The following is a 22,992-nucleotide window of genomic DNA, read 5'->3' on the forward strand; positions in this document are numbered from 1 at the left end:
GCATGGACGCATCCCTCTCACGCGGCCGGGGCCGCCGCCTGCTGCTGCCCCTGACCGCCGGTGCCTGCGCGATCGCCCTGGCGGGTGGCTGCTCCGGCGCGGGTTCCTCCCCGGCCGGCGCCCCGGTACAGCAGGGCACGGTGGCCCGGGCCCCGGGTGATCTCGAGAGCCAGTACCAGGACGTCATCAGGGATGTGCTGCCCTCGGTCGTGCAGATCGGCGCCGGGGACAGTCTCGGCTCCGGCATCGTCTACGACGACAAGGGCCACATCGTCACGAACGCGCACGTCGTGGGAAGCGCGAAGACCTTCGACGTCACCGTCGCCACCGGGGAGAAGGGGCTCAAGGCCTCCCTGGTCTCCTCCTATCCGGAGCAGGACCTGGCGGTCGTCAGACTGACCGACATCCCCGGCGGGCTGAAGGCGGCGAATTTCGGCGAAGCCGAAGAGGTCGAGGTGGGGCAGATCGTGCTGGCGATGGGCTCGCCGCTCGGCCTGTCCAGCAGCGTCACCCAGGGCATCGTCTCCGCTTTGGGCCGGACCGTCAGCGAGAGCAGCTCGGGCGGTGGCACCGGGGCGACGCTCGCCGACATGGTGCAGACCTCGGCGGCGATCAACCCGGGCAACAGCGGCGGGGCGCTGGTGAACCTCGACAGCGAGGTGATCGGCATCCCGACGCTCGCGGCGGCGGATCCGCAGCTGGGCGGCAGCGCGGCACCCGGGATCGGATTCGCGATCCCGGTGTCCATGGTGCGGACGGTCGCGGACCAGATCATCAAGTCCGGCAAGGTCACGGACTCGGGCCGGGCGGCGCTGAACATCACGGGCCGCACCGTCGTCGACGACGACTACCAGCCGGCCGGTGTGGCCGTCGTCAGCCTGCAGGAGGGCGGGGCCGCGGAGAAGGCGGGCCTGCGCACCGGAGACGTCATCACCGCGATCGACGACACCCCGATCACGACGATCACATCGCTGTCGGAGGCCCTGGCGGGCGAGAAGCCGGGCGCGCGGGTCACGGTGACGTACTCGCGCGGCGATTCGAAGGAGACGGTCGAGGCCACACTGGGCGAGATCTGAGCCGATGCCCTGGCACCCGGCCCGGCACCCTGGCGGGTGGCGGGCCGGATCTCGATCGCGGGGCGGGAAGGCCCTAGTCGGCCTGGAGGCTCATCGGGCCGTAGATCTTCGTCGCGTCCTCGAACAGGGACACCTGGTCGGCACCGCCCTCCAGGAGCTCCTTCCAGAACTCACCGATCCATGACTCCGCATCGCCCTGGGTCGTGAACTCCTCCGGCTGCAGAGCCGGCTCCGTCTCCGTACCGTCGGACTTCTCGAACCGCCACGTCCACGCCATGTCCGCCTCCTGGGTCACGTTGCTGCCCGAAGCCTAGTACGTGGCCCGGGCGCGCAGGTGAAGCATGGACGCGGGAGGATCAGGAGCGTGGAACTGACTCTGCTCGGCACCGGAGCCCCCGACGGGCTGCCGCGGCCCGACTGTCCCTGCGCCGCCTGCGCGTCCGCCCGTGGGGCGCGGGCGCGGGCCGCGACCTCGCTGCTGGTCGACGACGCGCTGCTGCTCGACCTCACTCCGGGCGCCGTGTTCGCCGCGGCCCGCGCGGGCCGTTCGCTCACCGGCGTACGCCAGGTGCTGCTCACCCACCCGCACGACGGGCCCGCCGTGGAACTGCCCGCCTCGCTTCCGTCCGCGGGGCGCGTACCGGACGGCCAGGAGCTGACGCTGATCAGCGGGCACCGGGTGCGGGCGGTGTCGATGGACGCTCCGGGCACCGGGTACGAGGTGACGTCGCCGGAAGGCGAACGGCTGCTCTACCTGCCGCCGGGGGCCGCACCCGCCGGTCTGGCCGACCGGGTGGCGGAGCCGTACGACATGGTCGTCGCCGATGTGGTCGCGCGGCCCGACGCCGTGGCCCGGCTGCGGGCCGTGGAGGCGATCGGGCCCACCACCGAGGTCGTCGCCGTCCACCTGGACCACGACGCACCGCCCGGCGACGAGCTGCACCGCAGGCTCGCGGCCGCGGGGGCCCGGGCCGTGCCGGACGGGACGACGCTGAGGGTGGGCGAGTACCACGCGGTGCCCGAGATGCCCCGGCGCACGCTGGTGACGGGTGGCGCACGGTCGGGGAAGTCGCTGGAGGCCGAGCAGCGCCTGGAGACGTTCCCCGAGGTGGTGTACGTGGCAACGGGCGGCCGGCGGAACGGCGACGCGGAATGGGCGGCCCGGATCGGGCTGCACCGCGAGCGCAGGCCCGCCGCGTGGCGCACCGAGGAGACCTGCGAGCTGGTGGCTCTGCTGGAGGCGGACGGCCCGCCGCTGCTGATCGACTGTCTGTCGCTGTGGCTGACCGACGCGATGGACCGGGTGGGGGCGTGGGACGACGCCCGGTGGGCGGACGGTGGCGAGGAGGCACTGCGGGAACGGGTCGCGGAACTGGTCCGGGCCGTGCGCGGGACGCGCCGTACGGTCGTCGCCGTGACCAATGAGACCGGCTCCGGTGTGGTCCCCGCGACGGCGTCCGGGCGGCGTTTCCGGGACGAACTGGGCCGTCTGAACGCCGCGTTCGCCGACGAGTGCGAGCACGTGCTGCTGGTGGTGGCGGGGCGGGCGCTGGTGCTGCGGGGCTGAGCCGCGGGCCGGGGCAGGGCCCGGCCTCGGGCGGGTGCGCGGGCCGGGGGCGCGGAAGGCTGCCGGGTACTGTTCCGCACAGGAGCCCTCCGCCGGGTTCCTGCCCACCATGTGACGACCCGCGAGGCAGACCCCCGTGAATCTGGACGACTTCTCCGACCTCATCGAACGCCCCGACGGCGGCGTACGGCGCGACGCCGAGGAACGCCGGGAGCGGCTGACCGTCCCGCCCGGCGCTCTCGGCCGGCTGGACGAGCTGGGTGAGTGGCTGTCGGCCGCCCAGCAGTCCGTACCGGTCAGGCCCGTGGACCAGCCGCGTGTGGTGCTGTTCGCCGGTGATCACGGGGTGGCGGAGCTGGGGGTGTCCGGCCGGGCGCCCGGCACCGCGCACGAGCTGGTGCGGGCCACGCTGGACGGTGCGAGCCCGGTCGCGGTGCTGGCCCGCCGCTTCGCCGTCCCCGTACGGATCGTGGACGCGGGTCTCGACTGCGACCCCGCGCTGCTGCCCGAGGCGGTCGTACGGGACCGGGTGCGGCGCGGCAGCGGCCGCATCGACGTCGAGGACGCGCTGACGGCCGAGGAGGCCGAGCAGGCCGTTCGCCTCGGCATGCGGATCGCCGACGAGGAGGCCGACTCCGGCACCGATCTGGTGGTGCTCGGTGATCTGAGCGTCGGCGGTACGACGGCGGCCTCGACCCTGATCGCCGCCCTGTGCGGCACGGACGCCTCCGTGGTGACCGGGCGCGGCGGTACGGGCATCGACGATCTGGCGTGGATGCGCAAGTGCGCCGCGATCCGGGACGCGTTGCGCCGGGCCCGGCCCGTTCTCGGTGATCAGCTGGAGCTGCTGGCCGCGGTGGGCGGCGCGGATCTGGCGGCGATGACCGGTTTCCTGCTGCAGAGCGCGGTGCGCCGGATGCCCGTGGTGCTGGACGGGGTCGTCTCGGCGGCCTGCGCACTCGTGGCCCAGCGGGCGGCCTTCAGGGCGCCGGACTGGTGGCTGGCGGGGCAGGTGAGCGGTGAGCCGGCGCAGATGAAGGCGCTGGACCGGATGGCGCTGACGCCGCTGCTCGATCACGGGGTGACCGTGGGCGGGGGCAGCGGGGCGCTGCTCGCGCTGCCGCTCGTCCAGGCCGCGGCGGCGCTGGCAGCGGAGCTGCCCGAACGGGCGGAGGAGCCTGCGGAGAAGCCTGCGGACGAGACCGCCGAGGACACCGCGGAGGAAGCCGCCGGGGGCGGCGAGCCCGCGGGGACCACCACCGCCTGAACCTCAGTCTCCCCTACCGGGCCCCGGCAGCGGTGTCCGGTCGGGGGCCCCGCCGATCAGGTCCTGGAACCTGCGGCGCGGCCCCGCCCAGCGCACATCGTGGTGGTACGCCCTCAGCACCGCCCTCGCGCGCGCCCGGTGCCGCTTGCGGTAGAAGCGTCTGGCCCACGGAGAGGCCGGCCTGGCCAGCCGGATCGCGGCGAACAGCGCGATGAACGGGACGAGGGTGCCGAGCACGGCCATGCGGGCCTTGCCCTTGAACAGGGCGATCAGCACGAAGCCGAAGTTGACGGCGTACGTGAGGACGACGCCCAGTCTGTTCTGCTGCTGATCGCCGCTCAGTTCGTCCACCCCCAGCGGCGAGAACCCGGCGAGGACGAGCACGACGAGCGATGCGGTGAGGACGACGACCTCCACGCTCTGACGGCCCTCCTCGGTCCAGTACACGTCGTCGAGGTGCATGATCAACGCGAACTCGTCGAGTACCAGGCCGGCCCCCACCCCGAAGACGACCGCCCAGATCCCGGCGGCGACACCGTGCTGCCCTGAGGCGACCGCGCCGAAGCCGCCGACCACCGAGAGGACGACGCCCGGCACCACATGGTGGATGTGCACGCCGCCGGGCGTGATGTTGCGGAACGGCCCCTTCCCGGCCCTGATCATCCGGGTGACGAAACGGGTGATGGCGAAGGTGAGCACGAAGGAGCCAAGCGCGAGCAGCAGCGGAAGCTTGCCCGGCTCGACGATGTTCTGGTGAAGCCAGTGACCCATGCCACCCACTCCCGATGATCCGCTTATGCGGCTTCCGGTCTGTTTTGCCCAATCTAGCGCCGCGCCGCACCGGCTAGCCTGCGCGCGGTGACCTCCCTGAACAGCCACGGCCTGCGTTTCGCCTTCGGCACCCTGACCGTGCTCCCCGTCCGTGTCTCCCGCTGGGACCGCGAGGCCGCCCGCGCCGGCATGCTCTGCGCCCCGCTCGCCGGACTCGTCGTGGGACTGCTCGCGGCCGTGCCCGGGGTGCTGTTCCTGCTCGCCGGATCGGGTCCCCTGCCGGCGGCGGTCGCCTCCGCCGCCGTGCCCGCCGCCCTGACCCGAGGCCTGCATCTGGACGGGCTCGCGGACACCGCCGACGGGCTCGGCAGCGCCAGGCCGGCCGAGGACGCACTACGGATCATGAAGCAGTCCGACATTGGTCCGTTCGGTGTCATCACCCTGCTGTTCGTCCTGCTGGCACAGGTCGCGGTGCTCTTCGAGCTGTACGGACAGGGCTGGGCCCACGGCGCGCTGGGCGCGGCCGTCGCCGCGGTCACCGCCCGGCTCGCGCTCACTCTGGCCGCGCGCCGGGGCGTTCCGCCCGCCCGTCCCGAGGGCCTGGGCGCGGCGGTGGCAGGCACGGTGGCGCCCCGTACCGCACTGGCCGTCGCCGTCGTGGTGGTGGCGGGCTGCGCGGGGGCCGGTGCGCTCCTCGGGGTGTACGGGGCGGTGCACCACTCCGTCGCGGCGCTGGCCGGTCTCGGGGCAGCGCAGCTGATGCTGCGCCACTGTGTGCGGCGCTTCGGCGGGGTGACGGGCGATGTGTTCGGCGCCCTGGAGGAAACCGCGGTCACCGTCACCCTGGTGGCGCTCGTCCTCGGCTGAGGGCTCTCAGCAGGTCCGGCGCCAGACCCCGAGTGCGTACTTCTTGAGCAGCGAGCTCAGTCGGAGCTTGCGGGACCCGGGACAGAAGTCCGCCACCGGCACTTCGTACTCCGCGTGAAAGACGGCCTTGCCCGCCTCGATGAACGGTGTCAGGGTCCCGCATTCGTCGTACTGCGCGCACTGTTCGTTGACCGCGAAGTCGAATTCGTCCACCAGCTGGGGGATCTGGGGCAGGTCGTTCTTCAGGCCGACGGCGAGGTGGTGGCGGTGGGCGAGGCGGGCGATCAGCCGGTTGTAGCGCAGCTGGTCGTCCGCGGTGAGCGGGAAGCCCGTGGCGTTGAGGTAGCCGTCCATGTTGTCCGGCTCCACCGCGTCGAAGCCCTTCTTCGCGCACATGGCGATCCGGGCCTCCATCAGCGGCTCCAGGATGTCGGTGCGGCGGATGTCGAGCCACCACTCCCCCTCCCAGCCGTTGCTCTTCCCGCGTACGGAGGCGGGGAACTTCCCGGCGTCCGGACGGAAGTCCTCCCACGCGCCGGTGGAGAGGTAGCAGATGACCTTGCGGCCCTTGCGGTGCAGCTCGGCCACCGTCCTCGCGTCCTGGTCGAACCCGTCGATGTCGTAGACGGGCGCGTCCACGCTCGCGTCCACCCTGCCGGAGAGCTGCCACTGCCAGTCCACGCCCGGTTCCGGCTGCCAGCGCGGTACGGCCTTCGGCCGCCCGGGGCCCGCCGGCTCCGCGGTTGGGGCGCAGCCGGCCAGTACGGCCGACAGCACCAGCAGCGCGCAGGCCGCCGGCCATCGTGTCCTCGCGCCCCGCATGTCGTACCCCTCGCTCACCTGCCCAGTTCAACGACCCTATCCCCGTGGTCCGTTCCGTCGTACGGGGCCTGCCGGCCCGGGCGGCGTACGGCCGGACGGCCCCGCCCCTGTGAGCCGGAAGCAAAGGCGCGCGTAGGCTCGTTCCCGGCGCATTGCGGCGGCATCTACGATGCGCCGGGCACGGTCGGCCCACCCCCTCGACCGGTACTCAACTCAACGGAAGCGAGAATTCACCACCGTGACTGCTCTCACTCTCAGCACCGCAGGTGCGGCGACGCTGCGCGCCGACGCACTCGTCGTCGGCATCGCCAAGGGCGCCAAGGGTCCGGTCGTCGCACCGGGCGCCGAGGCCGTGGACAAGGCGTTCGACGGAAAGCTCGCCACCGTCCTGGAGACCCTGGGCGCCGCCGGTGCCGAGGGCGAAGTGACCAAGCTTCCCGCACCGTCCGGTCTCAAGGTCCCCGTTGTCGTCGCGGTCGGGCTCGGCCCGGTCCCGGAGAAGGACGGCGCGTACGACGCGGAGGCACTGCGCCGCGCCGCCGGCAGCGCGGCCCGTGCGCTGAACGGTTCGAAGAAGGCCGGTTTCGCACTGCCGACGGAGTCCACCGAGGACGCCGAGGCCATCGCCGAGGGCGCCCTGCTCGGCGCGTACTCCTTCACCGCCTACCAGGGCGGCGAGAACAAGCTCGCCCCCAAGGGCAAGAAGGACAACGGCCCGAAGCTGCCGCTCGCCGAGGTCGTCCTGCTCGGCACCAAGCCGCGCGACAAGGCGTTCAAGGCCGCCGCCGAGCGCGCCACCGCGGTCGTCGAGGAGATCAACCGCGCCCGCGACCTGATCAACACCCCGCCGAACGACCTGTACCCCGAGTCCTTCGCCGCGGTCGCCACCGCCGCCGGCAAGGAGCACGGCATCAAGGTCCAGGTCCTCGACGAGAAGGCTCTCGTCAAGGGCGGCTTCGGCGGCCTGCTGGGCGTCGGCCAGGGCTCGACGCACGGCCCCCGCCTCGTCCGGCTCGGCTACACCCACCCGAAGGCGGAGAAGACCCTCGCCCTGGTCGGCAAGGGCATCACCTACGACTCGGGCGGCATCTCGCTCAAGCCGGCCGGCCACAACGAGACGATGAAGTGCGACATGAGCGGCGCCGCCGCCGTGTTCGCCGCCGTCGTCGCGGCCTCCCGTCTCGGCCTCCAGGTCAATGTCACCGGCTGGCTGGCCCTCGCCGAGAACATGCCGTCGGGCAACGCCACCCGCCCGGGCGACGTGCTGCACATGTACAGCGGCAAGACCGTCGAGGTCCTCAACACCGACGCCGAGGGCCGGCTCGTCCTCGCCGACGCGCTGACCCGCGCCTCGGAGGAGAACCCCGACGCGATCGTCGACGTGGCGACCCTGACGGGCGCGATGGTCCTCGCCCTGGGCAACCGCACCTTCGGCGTGATGGCCAACGACGACGCCTTCCGTACCGCCATCCACGAGATCGCCGAGGAGGTCGGCGAGGCGTCCTGGCCGATGCCGCTCCCCGCCGACCTGCGCAAGGGCATGGACTCCCCGACGGCCGACATCGCCAACATGGGCGAGCGGATGGGCGGCGGCCTGGTGGCCGGTCTGTTCCTGCAGGAGTTCGTGGGCGAGGGCATCGCCTGGGCCCACCTGGACATCGCGGGACCCGCCTTCCACGAGGGCGCGCCGTACGGCTACACGCCCAAGGGCGGCACCGGGTCCGCGGTCCGCACCCTGGTCAAGCTGGCGGAGCGCACGGCCGCCGGCGATCTCGGCTGAGTTCCACGGATTCGCTCGCGCCGTTCGCGCGCAGCGATACGGCCCCGGGCATACGTCCGGGGCCGTACATGTTCACCTCAGTGGCTCTGACCGGCCTCTTTCCGAAACTTTGTACGTATCGTCAACGGTCCGAGGCGGACCTCCGTCCGTCTCGGACCAGGGGCCCGCGTCCCGCCCGCCCTCAACAAGTGCGAAGATGGGTTCTCGGCAGGACAGGGCCCCCACCACAGGGCCGAACAACACAAGCGGCCGAACACCAGCCGACCGGCCGGTCACACCCCAGCGAGGGGCCCGGCGTACGGCGCACATGCATGGAGGACGTGACGTGGCGAACGACGCCAGCACCGTTTTCGACCTAGTGATCCTCGGCGGTGGTAGCGGCGGGTACGCCGCGGCCCTGCGCGGAGCGCAGCTGGGCCTGGACGTCGCACTGATCGAGAAGGGCAAGGTCGGCGGCACCTGCCTGCACAACGGCTGCATTCCCACCAAGGCGCTGCTGCACGCCGGAGAGATCGCCGACCAGGCCCGCGAGGCCGGTCAGTTCGGTGTCAAGGCCACCTTCGAGGGCATCGACATCGCGGCCGTCCACGCGTACAAGGACGAGGTGATCTCGGGTCTGTACAAGGGCCTGCAGGGTCTCATCGCCTCGCGCAAGGTGCACTACATCGAGGGTGAGGGCCGCCTCTCGTCGCCCACCTCGGTGGATGTCGACGGCAAGCGCATCCAGGGCCGCCACGTCGTGCTCGCGACCGGCTCCGTGCCGAAGTCGCTGCCCGGCCTGGAGATCGACGGCAACCGCATCATCTCCTCGGACCACGCGCTGAAGCTGGACCGTGTCCCGAAGTCCGCCATCGTCCTGGGCGGCGGCGTCATCGGCGTCGAGTTCGCCTCGGCGTGGAAGTCCTTCGGCACCGAGGTCACCATCGTCGAGGGCCTGAAGCACCTGGTCCCCGTCGAGGACGAGAACAGCTCGAAGCTCCTTGAGCGCGCGTTCCGCAAGCGCGGCATCAAGTTCAACCTCGGCACCTTCTTCGACAAGGCCGAGTACACGCAGGACGGCGTGCGTGTCACCCTCGCCGACGGCAAGACCTTCGAGGCGGAGGTGCTGCTGGTCGCGATCGGCCGCGGCCCGGTGTCGCAGGGTCTGGGCTACGAGGAGGCCGGCGTCGCGATGGACCGCGGCTACGTCCTCGTCGACGAGTACATGCAGACCAACGTCCCCACGATCTCGGCCGTGGGCGACCTCGCCCCGACGCTCCAGCTCGCCCACGTCGGCTTCGCCGAGGGCATCCTGGTGGCGGAGCGGCTGGCCGGTCTCAAGACCGTGCCGATCGACTACGACGGCGTGCCGAAGGTGACGTACTGCCACCCCGAGGTCGCCTCCGTCGGCATCTCCGAGGCCAAGGCCAAGGAGATCTACGGTGCGGACAAGGTCGTCGCCCTCAAGTACAACCTCGCGGGCAACGGCAAGAGCAAGATCCTGAAGACCGCGGGCGAGATCAAGCTCGTCCAGGTCAAGGACGGTGCCGTGGTCGGCGTCCACATGGTCGGTGACCGTATGGGCGAGCAGGTCGGCGAAGCCCAGCTGATCTACAACTGGGAGGCGCTGCCGGCCGAGGTCGCGCAGCTCATCCACGCCCACCCGACGCAGAACGAAGCGATGGGCGAGGCGCACCTGGCCCTGGCCGGCAAGCCTCTCCACTCCCACGACTGATCCAGTCCCGGGCGCGACGACCGACCACTTCCGCACTTTCGTAAGGAGCAACTGAAACCATGTCGGTTTCCGTAACCCTTCCGGCGCTCGGCGAGAGCGTCACCGAGGGCACTGTCACCCGTTGGCTGAAGGCCGAGGGCGAGCACGTCGAGGCCGACGAGCCGTTGCTCGAGGTCTCGACCGACAAGGTCGACACCGAGATCCCGGCCCCCGTATCCGGTGTCCTGGCGTCCATCAAGGTCGCCGAGGACGAGACCGTCGAGGTCGGCGCCGAGCTGGCCGTCATCGACGACGGCTCGGGCGCGCCCGCGGCGGCTCCGGCCGCCGAGCCCGCGGCTGCCCCGGCCCCCGCCGCCGCCGAGGCCCCGGCGCCCGTCGCCGAGGCCCCCGCCGCTCCGGCCCCCGCGGCAGCTCCGGCTGCGGCCGGTGGCGCCGAAGGTACCGACGTCACCCTCCCCGCGCTCGGTGAGAGCGTCACCGAGGGCACGGTCACCCGCTGGCTGAAGGAGGTCGGCGAGGAGGTCACGGAGGACGAGCCCCTGCTCGAGGTCTCCACGGACAAGGTCGACACCGAGATCCCCGCCCCGGTCTCCGGTGTGCTGCTGGAGATCGTGGTCGCCGAGGACGAGACCGCCGAGGTCGGCGCGAAGCTCGCCGTCATCGGTGCTCCGGGTGCCGCCCCGGCCGCTGCTCCCGCAGAGGCCGCTCCGGCTCCCGCCGCCGCTCCGGCTCCCGCCGCCGCTCCGGCCCCCGCCGCTCCGGTCGCGGCCCCGGCCGCTCCGGCCCCCGCCGCTCCCGCGCCTGCCGCTCCGGCAGCCCCGGCTCCGGCTCCGGAGGCGCCCGCCGCTCCGGTCGCGGCCCCGGCCGCTCCGGCGCCCGCGGCCGCCGCTCCGGCACCCGTCACCCCGGCACCGGTCGCTCCGGCCGCGCCTTCCGGTGACGACGGCGCGTACGTCACGCCGCTGGTCCGCAAGCTCGCCGCCGAGAACGGCGTCGACCTGGGCACGGTGAAGGGCACCGGCGTCGGTGGCCGTATCCGCAAGCAGGACGTCGTCGCCGCCGCGGAGGCCGCCAGGGCCGCCGCTGCCGCTCCGGCTCCGGTCGCAGCCGCCCCGGCGGCGAAGGCCGCGCCGAAGCTCGAGGCGTCCCCGCTGCGCGGTCAGACGGTCAAGATGACCCGCATGCGCAAGGTCATCGGCGACAACATGATGAAGGCGCTGCACTCGCAGGCCCAGCTGACCTCGGTCCTCGAGGTCGACATCACCAAGCTGATGAAGCTGCGCAACCGGGCGAAGGAGTCCTTCGCCGCCCGTGAGGGCGTCAAGCTGTCCCCGATGCCGTTCTTCGTGAAGGCGGCGGCCCAGGCGCTGAAGGCCCACCCGGTCGTCAACGCCCGGATCAACGAGGACGAGGGCACCATCACGTACTTCGACTCGGAGAACATCGGCATCGCCGTGGACGCCGAGAAGGGTCTGATGACCCCGGTCATCAAGGGTGCGGGCGACCTGAACATCGCCGGTATCGCGAAGAAGACCGCCGAGCTGGCCGGCAAGGCACGCGGTGGCGGCCTCACCCCGGACGACATGTCCGGTGCGACCTTCACCGTCAGCAACACCGGTTCGCGCGGTGCGCTGTTCGACACGGTCATCGTGCCGCCGAACCAGGCAGCCATCCTGGGCATCGGTGCCACCGTCAAGCGTCCGGCGGTCATCGAGACCGCCGAGGGCACCGTCATCGGTGTCCGCGACATGACGTACCTCTCGCTCTCCTACGACCACCGTCTGGTGGACGGCGCGGACGCCGCCCGTTACCTGACGACGGTCAAGGCGATCCTCGAAGCGGGCGAGTTCGAGGTCGAGCTCGGCCTCTGAGGCACGCGGTTGTAACCAGCCTCACCAGCGGCGCCCCCGTCCGGAACACTCCCGGGCGGGGGCGCCGCCGTATTGTCTAGACACCACCGGTCGCCCCTGGCGGCCGTGTTGGTGTAGGCAGCACCGGTTTGCCCCTAAGGAGCCCGTCATGACCCCGCCCGTCGTCCACTCGCTGCGCGAGCAGATCCGCGAGCACATCGTGGACGGGATCGTCAGCGGGCGCTGGAAGCCGGGCGAGCGAATCGTGGAGCGCCGTATCGCGACCGAGCTGGAGGTCAGTCAGACGCCCGTGCGCGAGGCGCTGCGCGAGCTGGAGACCCTGCGGCTGATCGAGTCGGCCCCCAACAAGGGCGTACGCGTGCGGAATCTGACCGCGGCCGATCTGGAGGAGAGCTATCCCGTACGGGCCGGGCTCGAGCAGATCGCCGCGGAGCTGGCGGCTCCGGCACTCGGCGAGGACTGCTCGGCGCTGACCCCGCACGTGGCGGCCCTGTACGAGGCGGACCGGCTGGCCGACGGCGAGGCGCAGGTGCGGCACACGGTTGCCTTCCACCGGGAGATGGTGCGGGCCGCGGGGAACGCCGTCCTGCTGCACACCTGGGAGGGGCTGGGCATCGAGGTGTTCACGGCCCTGTCGATCCGCTGGCTCGGCACGGTGCAGAAGTCGTACGCGGAGGAGCACGAGGCTCTCATCGACGCGTTCCTGCGGCGGGACCCGCGGATCGCCGTGCTCGTGAAGGAGCATGTCCTGGGGTGCGCGCCGCGAGCGTGAACCCGGTGCGCACCCCCGGCGTGAGCCCGCGCGAAGGCGTGCACCCATCTGCGGCACCGAGCGCTCGACTGTGCAGCTCAGAGCCCGTTTCACCCTAAAAATCCCGTCACTCCGTGCCCCATTTCGAGGCACCCCATGCCACTTTCTTCAGATCGAGAAGTTTTGCCTTTCATCCTTTGATCGATCATCGATCGGCGACTTACAGTTCAGTCGCGGGCCCACCGGCCCCATCGCCCTGTCCTGCCAGCCAGGGCCTTCTCCACCCCCCTCCACTCCGGAAGGCGGCGATCATGACCGACCCCGTAGCAAAACATCCGAGCGAGCTCGACCAGCTCCCGGACCGCGACCCCGAGGAGACCGCCGAATGGGCGGCCTCCCTGGACGCCGTCACCAAGGCCGCGGGCCCGCACCGCGCCGCATACCTGATGCGTCGTTCGCTCCAGCACGCGGAGGGCGCCGGTATCGCGCTGCCCAAGCTGCTGGAGACCGATTACGTCAACACCATCCCCACCTCCGCGGAGCCCGCCTTCGACGGCGACCTGGAGATGGAATCGAGGATCACCGCCTGGAACCGCTGGAACGCGGCTGCGATGGTCACCCGCGGCGCCCGGTTCGGCGTGGGCGGCCACATAGCCACGTTCGCCTCGGCAGCCTGGCTGTACGAGACCGGCTTCAACCACTTCTTCCGCGGCAAGGAGGGGGACGGCTCCGGCGACCAGCTCTACATCCAGGGCCACGCCTCCCCCGGTATCTACGCCCGCGCCTTCCTCGACGGCCGGATCAGCGAGCAGCAGCTCGACAACTTCCGCCAGGAGTCGGGCGGCGAGGGCCTGCCGTCCTACCCGCACCCGCGGCGGCTGCCCTGGCTGTGGGAGTTCCCCACCGTGTCGATGGGCCTCGGCCCGCTCTCGGCCATCTACCAGGCGCGCTTCAACCGCTACCTGGCCAACCGCAACATCAAGGACACGTCGAACTCGCACGTCTGGGCCTTCCTGGGCGACGGCGAGATGGACGAGCCCGAGTCGACCGCTGCCCTCGCCCTCGCGGCCCGTGAGCAGCTCGACAACCTGACCTTCGTCATCAACTGCAACCTGCAGCGCCTCGACGGCCCGGTCCGCGCCAACTTCCGCGTGGTCCAGGAGCTGGAGGGCGCGTTCCGCGGAGCCGGCTGGAACGTCATCAAGACGCTCTGGGGCAACGCCTGGGACGAGCTGTTCCAGCTGGACACCACGGGCGCCCTGATCCGTCGCCTCCGCGAGGTTCCGGACGCGCAGTTCCAGACGTACGCGACCCGCGACGTGGCCTACATCCGCGAGCACTTCTTCGGCACCGAGCCCGCGCTCGCCGAGCTGGCGAAGCTGCTGAGCGACGCCAAGATCGCCGAATGCTTCTACAGCTCCCGCGGCGGCCACGAGGCCCGCAAGGTGTACGCGGCCTACCGCGCCGCGGTGGAGCACAAGGGCGCGCCGACCGTGATCCTGGCCCAGACGGTCAAGGGCTACACGCTCGGCAAGGGCTTCGAGTCCAAGAACGCCAACCACCAGATGAAGAAGCTGTCGACGGACGAGTTCAAGAGCATGCGCGAGCTGCTCGGCCTCCCGATCCCGGACAGCGCCTTCGAGGACGGGCTGGTCCCCTACGGCCACCCGGGCGCCGACTCCCCCGAGGTCCGCTACCTCCAGGAGCGCCGTGCCGCCCTCGGTGGTCCGGCCCCCGCCCGCCGGGTGCACGCCGTGGCTCTGCCGCAGCCGGAGGAGCGTGCCTTCAAGGCCCTGTACAAGGGGTCCGGCAAGCAGGAGATGGCCACCACCATGGCGTTCGTCCGCCTGGTGAAGGACCTGATGCGCGACAAGGAGACCGGCAGGCGCTGGGTGCCGATCGTCCCGGACGAGGCCCGCACCTTCGGCATGGAGTCGCTGTTCCCGTCGGCCGGCATCTACTCGCCGCTGGGCCAGACGTACGACCCGGTCGACCGCGACCAGCTGATGTACTACAAGGAAGCCAAGGACGGTCAGATCCTCAACGAGGGGATCACCGAGGCCGGCGCCATGGCCGACTTCATCGCCGCCGCCACGTCGTACGCGACGCACGGCGAGACGATGATCCCGTTCTACATCTTCTACTCGATGTTCGGCTGGCAGCGCACCGGCGACCAGATGTGGCAGCTCGCCGACCAGCTCGGCAAGGGCTTCATCGTCGGCGCCACGGCGGGCCGTACGACGCTGACGGGCGAGGGCCTGCAGCACGCGGACGGCCACTCGCACCTGATCGCGTCCACGAACCCGGCGTCGCTCAACTACGACCCGGCGTTCGCGTACGAGGTCGCGGTGATCGTCAAGGACGGTCTGCGGAGGATGTACGGCCCCGAGGCCGAGAACGTCTTCTACTACCTGACGGTCTACAACGAGCCGAAGCAGCAGCCCGCGATGCCGGAAGGCGTCGAGGAGGGCATCGTCAAGGGCCTGTACCGCTTCAAGGAGGGCACGCCCACCACGGCGGACGCGCCCCGCGTGCAGCTCCTCGGCTCCGGTACGGCGATCCACTGGGTGCTCAAGGCCCAGGAACTCCTGTCCGCCGACTGGGGTGTCACGGCCGACGTCTGGTCCGCCACCTCATGGGGCGAGCTGCGCCGCGACGCGCTGGAGGCCGACGAGGCGCTGCTCCGCGGTGAGCAGCAGGTGCCGTACGTGACCCAGGTGCTCTCCGGTGCGCCGGGCCCGGTCCTCGCGGTGAGCGACTGGATGCGCGCGGTACCGGACTCGATCAGCCAGTGGGTCGAGCAGGACTGGTCCTCGCTGGGCACGGACGGCTTCGGCCTCTCCGACACCCGCGACGCGGCCCGCCGCCACTTCGGTGTGGACGCGCAGTCGATCGTGGTCGCGGCCCTGGCCCAGCTGGCCCGCCGCGGCGAGGTCCCGGCCTCGACGATCAAGGAGGCCCGGGAGCGGTACGGGCTGTAGGCAGCACGAGGGCGGGGCAGGTGCCGGGCAGGTCCGGCACCTGCCCCGCAGTCGTCGTGCGGCGCCCACAATGGCTTCATGCGTGCTGCCCGGCTCATCAAGATGGTTCTGCTCCTGCAGTCCCGGCCCTCCATGACCGCTGCCGAGCTGGGACAGGAACTGGAGGTCTCGGAGCGCACCGTGACCAGGGACGCCCAGGCCCTGTCCGAGGCGGGCGTGCCCGTGTACGCGGACCGGGGGCGGGCGGGCGGGTACCGGCTCGTCGGCGGTTACCGGACCCGGCTCACCGGCCTGGCCCGTCACGAGGCCGAGGCGCTCTTCCTGTCCGGACTGCCCTCGGCCCTGCGTGAGATGGGGCTCGACGACGCCGCGTCCGCAGCCCGGCTGAAGGTCTCGGCCGCCCTGCTCCCCTCGCTCCGGGACGCCTCGCAGAGCGCCGCCCAGCGCTTCCACCTCGATGCCCCCGGCTGGTACCACGAGCCGGTCACCCCCGAGCTGCTGCCCGCCGTCGCTGAGGCGGTCTGGGACGACCGCGTGGTCCGGGCGCGCTACCGCCGCGGCCCCGCGGGCGAGGTGGATCGGGAGATGTCCCCGTACGGGCTCGTCCTGAAGGCCGGGGTCTGGTACCTCTGCGCCCGGGTGGCGGACGACTTCCGGGTGTACCGGATCGACCGGTTCACCGCGGTCGCCGTGTCGGCTACCCGGTTCGAACGGGACGAGGACTTCGATCTGCCCCGGTTCTGGGAGGAGCGCGCCGCACAGTTCGCCCGGTCGATCCTGCGTACCGAGGTGACGGTACGGCTGTCCGAGGCGGGGGTGCGCCGACTGCCGTACGCCGTGGACAGGGCCGCTGCGGAGGAGGCGCTGGCCGCGGCCGCTCCGCCGGACGCGGAGGGCCGGCGCACGCTCACGCTGCCGGTCGAGTCCGAGGATGTCGCGTACGGCCAGCTGCTCTCCCTCGGGCCGGAGTTGGAGGTCCTGGCACCCGCCGCCCTGCGCGAACGTGTTGCCGATGCCGCCGAACGCATGCGCGACCTCTACGGTTGAAGGCTTCATTTCGGTGTCTCCGCGTGCGTCGCCCGCCGCCAAGGCCGATGCTGGACCAGTGATGGACGAGACGGAGTTCTGGGAGATCATCGACAACACCCGCGAGGCCGCCGACGGCGACCCCGAGGACCATGCCGACCTGCTCGTCGAACGGCTGGTGCGGCTCGATCCCGACTCCGTGCTGGATTTCGCCAGGCACTTCGAGGCCCGCTACAACCGCGCGTACCGCTGGGACCTGTGGGGCGCGGCCGCCGTGCTGCTCGGCGGGGCGAGCGACGACGCGTTCGACTTCTTCAGGTGCTGGCTGATCGGGCAGGGCCGGGAGGTCTTCGAGGGCGCGGTGCACGAACCCGACAGCCTCGCCGAGCTGCTCGACGACTTCGACGACGAGCTCGACGGCGACGGCGAGGACCTCGGCTATGCAGCCGACGAGGCGTACGAGCAGCTCACGGGCGTGGTCGCGCCGGACCTGGGCCTGCCGCCGCAGGCCACCGAGCCCGCCGGCACGCCCGTCGACTTCGAGGACGACACGGCGCTGGCGGAACGGCTCCCCGCGCTCTGGAGCCGCTTCGGCCCGACCTGAACTCGCCCGATCTGAACTCAGGAGAGCAGCGAACGGCCCATCAGGACGTCGTCGGCGTACCGCCCGTTCAGGAAGAACTCCCCGGGCAGTACGCCTTCGACGGCGAAGCCCTCCGATGCGTACAGCTTCCGCGCAGGGGTGTTGTGCCCGAGCACGCGCAGGGTGAGCCGCCCCGCTCCCTGCCGCCGCGCCTCCGCGTACGAGGCGCGCAGCAGCTCCCGCGCGACACCGTGGCCCCGCGCCCACTCGGCCACGGCGAGGCCCTGTATCTGGCGCACGTGCGCGTTGCAGGCCAGCGGCGTCGCCGGAGCGAGCCGGATGTACCCGGCGATGTGCTCCTCGCCCGCGTCGGAGAGAGCCGCGGCCACCAGGAACTCCCCCGGCCTGTGCCGCTCGTCGAAGAACGGCTCGTAAGGGGGCCGTGGTCTGGGCTGCACGGCGTGCAGCGTCGACCAGGTGGCACGGTCGAGCTCTCCGAGCGCGCGCTCGTCCGCCTGTACGGCGGGGCGGACGGGCAGGAGGGAGTGGAACCGCGGCTCGGACATGCGGGCCACTGTGCCACGCCGTGTTCCGCGTGAGCGAGGGTCCATGGGGCAGGATGGAGGCCATGCAGCGCTCCCGTATCGCCGTCACAGGATCGACCGGCCTCATCGGAGCGGCGCTCGTGCGCTCGCTGCGGGCCGACGGGCACGAGGTGGTGCGCCTGGTACGCCGCCCCGCCGCCACCGGCGACGAGGTGGAATGGGACCCGAAGCGGCAGTACGTGGACGTGGCGGGCCTCGTCGGATGTGACGCGGTCGTCCACCTCGCGGGGGCCGGGGTCGGCGACCACCGGTGGACCCCGGCGTACAAGCGGGAGATCCGGGACAGCCGCGTCCTGGGCACGGCGGCGATCGCCGAGGCCGTCGCCTCGCTCGACGAACCGCCGAAGGTCCTGCTGTGCGGGTCCGCCATCGGCTACTACGGGGACACCGGGGACCGTGCGGTCGACGAGAGCGCGCCGCCCGGCAAGGGCTTCCTGCCGTCGGTGTGCGTGGAGTGGGAGGAGGCCACGGCCCCTGCCGAGGAAGCGGGCGTACGGACGGTGCACGCCCGGACCGGTCTGGTCGTCGCCCGGGAGGGCGGGGCCTGGGGCCGTCTCTTTCCGCTGTTCAGGGCGGGGCTCGGCGGACGGCTCGGGAACGGGCGGCAGTACTGGAGCTTCATCGCCCTGCACGACCACGTCGCGGCGATGCGGCACATCCTGGACACCGAGTCGCTGTCCGGCCCGGTGAACCTGACCGGGCCCTCCCCGGCCACCAACGGCCAGGTGACGGCCGCGATGGGGCGGGTGCTGCGCCGCCCGACCCTGTTCACCGCCCCGGCGCCCGCGCTGCGCGTCGCTCTCGGGGAGTTCGCCGAGGACGTACTGGGCAGCCAGCGGGTGCTACCCGGCCAACTTCTCGACTCGGGTTTCTCGTTCGCCTTCCCCGGAATCGACGCCGCCGTCCGCGCGGCGCTGCGCTGAACCCGCCCGCCCGGCCGTGCGGCCGGGCCGCCCTTCCCGCACAGCGGCGCAGCTCAGCGGTCGCGGCCGGCCTCCTCGGCGCCTCCGGCAGGCCGGGCAGGCCGCCGCTGCGGCACCGCCCGCCGGGGGTCCGTGCGACCCCGTGCACCGGTGCCCCCAGGCGCGCGCGACTGCGCCTGCACCAGCCATCCATCTAGCCTCGACCCGAACTCCGGCATTCCGGGGGCCTGTTGGGGGCAAGAGCCTCCCACCAGTCGCGCCGACTCGGGGAGGGGTACGTGTTTACGGCACACACGGCACACCACGCGGATGTGGTCATCATCGGGGCCGGGATCGCCGGCCTGTCAGCGGCTCATCAACTGACCAGCGCAGGAGTGAACGTCAGCGTCCTGGAGGCCGCTCCGCACATCGGCGGCCGGATGGTCACCCACGATGTGGACGGGTTCCGGCTCGACCACATCGGTCCACTGCTCAGCTCCGCCTACCCGGAGCTGAGCACCACCCCGGGGCTCGACGGCCTGGTGCTGCGGGACTTCAGCCCCGGGGTGCTCGTCCACAGCGGAGGCCGCCGGTACCGCGCCGGTGACGTACGGAGCGCAAGGGGCGCACTCAAAGCGGTGCGCACCCGATCGAGCGCCCCCCTGGCGCCCCTGGGCGGGGCGATCGAACAAGCCCGGCTGGGTTCCTGGCTCGGCCGCCTCGCCGCCGCACCGGCGGCCCGGATCCTGGCCAGGCCGGACCGGACCGCACGCGCGGCCCTGTCTGCGCGTGGTCTCTCCCCGCGGATGGTCAGCGGTTTCCTGCACCCCCTGCTCACCGCGCTGCTCAACGACCCCGCGCTCACCACATCGAGCCGCTGCGCCGAGCTCGCACTGCGCAGCTACGCGCGCGGCAGGCTCTGCGTGCCGTCGGGCGGTTCCGCGGAACTGCCCCGGCTGCTGGCGGCCGCCCTGCCACCCGGCACCGTACGCACCGGCGTGCATGTCACGGCCGCCGACATCACGTCCGTACGCACCAAGGAGCACGGCGAACTGGGCTGTCGCTCCCTGCTGCTGGCCACCGGAGCGGGCGCGGCCGCGGAGTTGCTGCCCGGTCTGCGGATGCCGGCCTTCCAACCGGTGACGGTGCTTCACCACACCGCACCCGCACCCCCGCCGACGGGAGCGCACCTGCTGCTGGACGCGGACCGCTCGGGTCCGGTCGCGCACACCGCCGTGATGAGCGAGGTCGACCCGTCGCGCGCGCCGCACGGCCGGACGCTGATCACCTCCACGGTTCTCGGTCCCCCGCCACCGGACCTCGACCGCACGGTCCGCGAGCACCTCGCCGCGCTGTACGGCACGCCCACGCACGACTGGGAACTCCTGGCGGCCCATCACGACCCGGAGGCGGTGCCCGCGATGCCGCCCCCGCACGATCTGCGCCGGCCGGTCCGGGTCCTGGCCGGCCTGTACGTGTGCGGCGACCACCGCGACACGAGCACGGTCCAGGGCGCCCTGCACTCGGGGCACCGTGCGGCCTCGGCGATCCTCGCGGACCTGGGCGTGCGGGAGGAACCCGGTGGCGGGGCCGCGCTGCCCGCCGCCGCGTAGGCCGGCTCAGCCGAGCGCGGCGACCCGGTCGCGGTAGCCCCGCACGGCTACCGCGTCCCGGTACGGCTCGAGTCGGCGCTCGAAGTCCCGCACGTACTCCGTGGCGCGCACCGACCGCATCTCCGAAGCCTGCTGGGCCGCCTCCGCGCCCAGCAGGCAGGCCTGGTCCAGCTCGCCGAGTCCGAGCCGTGCGGAGGCGAGCACCACACGGCAGAACAGCCTGCTGCGGGCGTACGCCGGAGCGCGCAGTTGGAGCGACCGCTCGGCGTGCTGCACGGCGACCCGGTACTGCTGCAGATCGCGATGGCAGTGGCCGAACTCGTCGGCGAGCTGCGCCTCGTCGAAGTAGCGGGCCCAGTGCGGCACGTCGTCCCCGGGGCGCTCGGACTGCAGGGCCCGTTCCGCGCGTACGAGTGCGGCGATGCACGCCCGGGTCTCGCCGAGCACCCCGTGTCCGCGCGCCTCGACCGCGTGCAGCAGTGCCATGACCACGGGCGGCGCCGAGGACCCGATCCCCTGCTGGGCGACCCGGGCGAGCTGCACCGCTTCCCTGCCGTGCCCGAGGTACACCGCCTGCCGGCTCATCGTGATCAGGACGAACGAGCCGTACCCCCGGTCACCGGCCGCCTGCGCGAGCCGCAGCGCCTGGACGAAGTAGCGCTGGGCGAGGCCGTGCGCGGCGATGTCGTACGAGGTCCAGCCCGCCAGCCGGGTCAGATCGGCCGCCGCGGAGAACAGCTGCCTGCCGACGGCCTCGCCGTAGCTTCCCCGGAGCATGGGCTCGGCCTCGTGCTCCAGGTACCTGACGAGGGCCTGCCGGGCGTGACCGCCGCCGTAGGCGTTGTCCAGGGTGCGGAAGAGCTCACCGACCGACCGCAGGGCCGCGACGTCGCCGTTGCCGACCCGCTGGCCGGGGCCGCGGTCGGTCTGCCGCTGACGGGGCACGCCGAGGGGCGGCTGTGCCGGGGCGGGCGGGCGGGCCGAACCGGGACCCCGGTTGCCGGCCCGGCCGCCGTGGGCAGACGCCCCATGTGTGCCCCCGGGGCCGTGATGCGCGTGGGCGCCGCCGGAGGCGTGGAAGGCGTTCGACGTGCGGACGGCGCTCGTGTCGCCGGGTGTGCGCGGGGCGGGCAGGCCCGCCATGCCGTGCGCCGGAGCTCCGTTCGCAGTGCTCGCAGGGCCGGCACCGCCCGCGCCGCGGGAAGCCGCCGCCGTCGCCGGTTCTCCGTGTCCGACCCATTCGTCGGCCCGCCCGATCAGCCAGTCCCGGCTGGGCACGACGAGTCCGGCCGGGGTGAACGCGATCTTGCGCAGCTCCGCATGGCTGCCGGAGTCCTTCCGCCACAGCCCGCTGACGATGTCGACGGCCTCGGCGGGCGTGGCCGCGAACTCCAGCCCGGCATAGACGGGGGCGCACGCGTCCAGCCCCAGGTCCTGCGCGGAGAGCCGGCGCCCCAGCCGCCGGGTGAAGACCTCCGCGATCAGGGCGGGGGTGGTTCCCCTCGGTTGCTGGCCACGCAGCCAGCGGGTCACCGAGGTCTTGTCGTACCGCAGATCGAGGCCGTGTTCGAGGCCAAGCTGATCCACCCTGCGGGCCAGACCCGCATGGGAGAATCCGGCTTCCGCGATGAGCGCAGCGAGCCGCCTGTTGGGGGTGCGCTGCGGAGGTCGTTCCGACATCAGCTGTACGGTCTCCTGCCTTCGGGGCCGGGCGGGGAGCCCTTATGGAACGGCGCGAATTTAGCTGTCCCGGCAGCCGCCCCAACGACCTTCGCTCCACATTCATCCGATCGTGTGAGGATTGTGGACATCGCTGACGGGACGGCCTGGAGCGAACCTGCCGGACGTCCGTCCCCCGAGCGGTCGTACAGTGGCTCAGGGCGCATATCAGTGCATGGTGCCGTGGTCCCGGGGACACCCCCCCGGCCTCCCGACACCCGAATAGGGAGGCACCCGAAGTGAGTGAGCTGCGGTTCGTCCGTCTGGGATTCGGCGAGGAAGCGGTCGACTACCAGGAGGCCTGGCAGAAGCAGCGGGAGGTGCACGCGGCCCGGTTCGAGGACTCCGTACCCGACACCTGCCTGCTCCTCGAGCACCCGCCCGTCTACACGGCGGGGCGGCGCACGACCGACAGCGAGCGCCCCCTGGACGGCACCCCTGTCATCGATGTGGACCGCGGCGGGAAGATCACCTGGCACGGTCCGGGCCAGCTCGTCGGCTATCCCATCCAGAAGCTGCCGCGGCCGGTCGACGTCGTCGCCCATGTGCGACGGCTGGAGGACGCCCTGATCCGTACGGCCGCCGACTTCGGCGTGGAGACCTCCCGGGTCGAGGGCCGCAGTGGTGTCTGGGTCCTCGGCGACCCGGTCGAGGAGCGCCCCGCGCTCGGCGGACTGTCCCTGGACTTCGACCCCCGCCTGCACGACGAGGAGTTCGACGCCCGGCTGAACGGCCCCGAGTACGCGCCGTCCAACGCCGGCCAGCGCCGCGAGGACCGCAAGTTGGCCGCGATCGGCATCCGGGTCGCCAAGGGTGTGACCATGCACGGCTTCGCGCTGAACGTGAACCCGGACAACACGTGGTTCGACAGGATCGTGCCGTGCGGCATCCGGGACGCGGGCGTGACCTCGCTCTCGTACGAGCTGGGCCGGGAGGTCACGATCGCGGAGGTACTGCCGGTCGCCGAGGGGCACCTCAGGGACATCCTGGAGAACGCGGAGCTCGCGCCCCGCACCGTCGGGGCCGCCGCCTCGGGGACCGCGGCCGCCCCCGCCTGACCACGGGGCCGGGAATAGG

Annotated in this window: 19 protein-coding genes; 14 read left to right on the forward strand and 5 right to left on the reverse strand. The window is 72.2% G+C overall.

Annotation, left to right across the window (positions count from 1 at the left end):
• Nucleotides 1-2 precede the first annotated feature (2 nt).
• Nucleotides 3-1,076, forward strand: a complete 1,074-nt coding sequence (locus OG844_RS09970; RefSeq protein ID WP_406389528.1) for a S1C family serine protease — start codon at nt 3-5, stop codon at nt 1,074-1,076.
• Between the two features lie 73 nt (nt 1,077-1,149).
• Here the strand turns inward: OG844_RS09970 and OG844_RS09975 are convergent, their stop codons facing one another.
• Nucleotides 1,150-1,353 (reverse strand): hypothetical protein, encoded by a 204-nt coding sequence (locus tag OG844_RS09975; protein ID WP_327119322.1) that lies wholly within the window; start codon nt 1,351-1,353, stop codon nt 1,150-1,152.
• Nucleotides 1,354-1,440: 87 nt separating this feature from the next.
• On the opposite strand from OG844_RS09975, the gene OG844_RS09980 reads away from it, so the two are divergent.
• Together OG844_RS09980 and cobT are read left to right on the forward strand one after the other, a co-directional pair.
• On the forward strand, nt 1,441-2,643 hold the full coding sequence (locus OG844_RS09980; RefSeq protein WP_406389529.1) for a bifunctional adenosylcobinamide kinase/adenosylcobinamide-phosphate guanylyltransferase: 1,203 nt from the start codon (nt 1,441-1,443) through the stop codon (nt 2,641-2,643).
• Nucleotides 2,644-2,779: 136 nt separating this feature from the next.
• Nucleotides 2,780-3,910: a nicotinate-nucleotide--dimethylbenzimidazole phosphoribosyltransferase gene (gene cobT / locus OG844_RS09985; protein WP_406389530.1), complete on the forward strand. Its 1,131-nt coding sequence runs from the start codon at nt 2,780-2,782 to the stop codon at nt 3,908-3,910.
• Between the two features lie 3 nt (nt 3,911-3,913).
• Here the strand turns inward: cobT and OG844_RS09990 are convergent, their stop codons facing one another.
• Nucleotides 3,914-4,681, reverse strand: a complete 768-nt coding sequence (locus tag OG844_RS09990; RefSeq protein ID WP_406389531.1) for a hypothetical protein — start codon at nt 4,679-4,681, stop codon at nt 3,914-3,916.
• A gap of 87 nt (nt 4,682-4,768) precedes the next feature.
• Here OG844_RS09990 and cobS point away from each other — a divergent pair, with 87 nt between their 5' ends.
• Complete coding sequence (cobS, locus tag OG844_RS09995; RefSeq protein ID WP_406389532.1) at nt 4,769-5,548, forward strand: adenosylcobinamide-GDP ribazoletransferase; 780 nt, start codon at nt 4,769-4,771, stop codon at nt 5,546-5,548.
• Between the two features lie 6 nt (nt 5,549-5,554).
• Here the strand turns inward: cobS and OG844_RS10000 are convergent, their stop codons facing one another.
• Entirely contained in the window at nt 5,555-6,370 is an 816-nt protein-coding gene (locus OG844_RS10000; RefSeq protein ID WP_406396070.1) for an endo alpha-1,4 polygalactosaminidase, read from the reverse strand.
• 238 nt (nt 6,371-6,608) lie between these two features.
• Here OG844_RS10000 and OG844_RS10005 point away from each other — a divergent pair, with 238 nt between their 5' ends.
• The 7 genes from OG844_RS10005 to OG844_RS10035 all read left to right on the forward strand — a co-directional run bounded on the left by OG844_RS10005 (nt 6,609) and on the right by OG844_RS10035 (nt 17,097).
• A complete protein-coding gene (locus tag OG844_RS10005) occupies nt 6,609-8,150 on the forward strand; it encodes a leucyl aminopeptidase (protein WP_406389533.1) in 1,542 nt (513 codons plus the stop codon).
• A 325-nt stretch (nt 8,151-8,475) separates the two neighbouring features.
• Nucleotides 8,476-9,864 (forward strand): dihydrolipoyl dehydrogenase, encoded by a 1,389-nt coding sequence (gene lpdA, locus OG844_RS10010; RefSeq protein WP_406389534.1) that lies wholly within the window; start codon nt 8,476-8,478, stop codon nt 9,862-9,864.
• A 59-nt stretch (nt 9,865-9,923) separates the two neighbouring features.
• Nucleotides 9,924-11,735, forward strand: a complete 1,812-nt coding sequence (gene sucB, locus OG844_RS10015) for a 2-oxoglutarate dehydrogenase, E2 component, dihydrolipoamide succinyltransferase (protein WP_406389535.1) — start codon at nt 9,924-9,926, stop codon at nt 11,733-11,735.
• Nucleotides 11,736-11,883: 148 nt separating this feature from the next.
• On the forward strand, nt 11,884-12,507 hold the full coding sequence (locus OG844_RS10020) for a GntR family transcriptional regulator (protein WP_329211843.1): 624 nt from the start codon (nt 11,884-11,886) through the stop codon (nt 12,505-12,507).
• 290 nt (nt 12,508-12,797) lie between these two features.
• Complete coding sequence (gene aceE, locus OG844_RS10025) at nt 12,798-15,467, forward strand: pyruvate dehydrogenase (acetyl-transferring), homodimeric type (RefSeq protein WP_406389536.1); 2,670 nt, start codon at nt 12,798-12,800, stop codon at nt 15,465-15,467.
• 78 nt (nt 15,468-15,545) lie between these two features.
• Entirely contained in the window at nt 15,546-16,514 is a 969-nt protein-coding gene (locus OG844_RS10030; protein ID WP_406389537.1) for a helix-turn-helix transcriptional regulator, read from the forward strand.
• Nucleotides 16,515-16,575: 61 nt separating this feature from the next.
• The gene (locus tag OG844_RS10035) at nt 16,576-17,097 is read left to right on the forward strand and encodes a DUF4240 domain-containing protein (RefSeq protein WP_406389538.1); all 522 of its coding nucleotides are present in this window, start codon (nt 16,576-16,578) and stop codon (nt 17,095-17,097) included.
• Between the two features lie 17 nt (nt 17,098-17,114).
• Here OG844_RS10035 and OG844_RS10040 read toward each other — a convergent pair whose 3' ends face one another.
• The gene (locus OG844_RS10040) at nt 17,115-17,642 is read right to left on the reverse strand and encodes a GNAT family N-acetyltransferase (RefSeq protein WP_406389539.1); all 528 of its coding nucleotides are present in this window, start codon (nt 17,640-17,642) and stop codon (nt 17,115-17,117) included.
• A gap of 62 nt (nt 17,643-17,704) precedes the next feature.
• On the opposite strand from OG844_RS10040, the gene OG844_RS10045 reads away from it, so the two are divergent.
• Nucleotides 17,705-18,604 (forward strand): TIGR01777 family oxidoreductase, encoded by a 900-nt coding sequence (locus tag OG844_RS10045; RefSeq protein ID WP_406389540.1) that lies wholly within the window; start codon nt 17,705-17,707, stop codon nt 18,602-18,604.
• A 278-nt stretch (nt 18,605-18,882) separates the two neighbouring features.
• Nucleotides 18,883-20,196, forward strand: a complete 1,314-nt coding sequence (locus tag OG844_RS10050; RefSeq protein ID WP_406389541.1) for an NAD(P)/FAD-dependent oxidoreductase — start codon at nt 18,883-18,885, stop codon at nt 20,194-20,196.
• A 6-nt stretch (nt 20,197-20,202) separates the two neighbouring features.
• Here OG844_RS10050 and OG844_RS10055 read toward each other — a convergent pair whose 3' ends face one another.
• Complete coding sequence (locus OG844_RS10055) at nt 20,203-21,876, reverse strand: regulator (protein WP_406389542.1); 1,674 nt, start codon at nt 21,874-21,876, stop codon at nt 20,203-20,205.
• 278 nt (nt 21,877-22,154) lie between these two features.
• Between OG844_RS10055 and lipB the strand changes: the two genes are divergently transcribed.
• A complete protein-coding gene (lipB, locus tag OG844_RS10060) occupies nt 22,155-22,973 on the forward strand; it encodes a lipoyl(octanoyl) transferase LipB (RefSeq protein WP_406389543.1) in 819 nt (272 codons plus the stop codon).
• Nucleotides 22,974-22,992: the final 19 nt, after the last annotated feature.

The sequence above is a fragment of the Streptomyces sp. NBC_00887 genome (assembly GCF_045207585.1).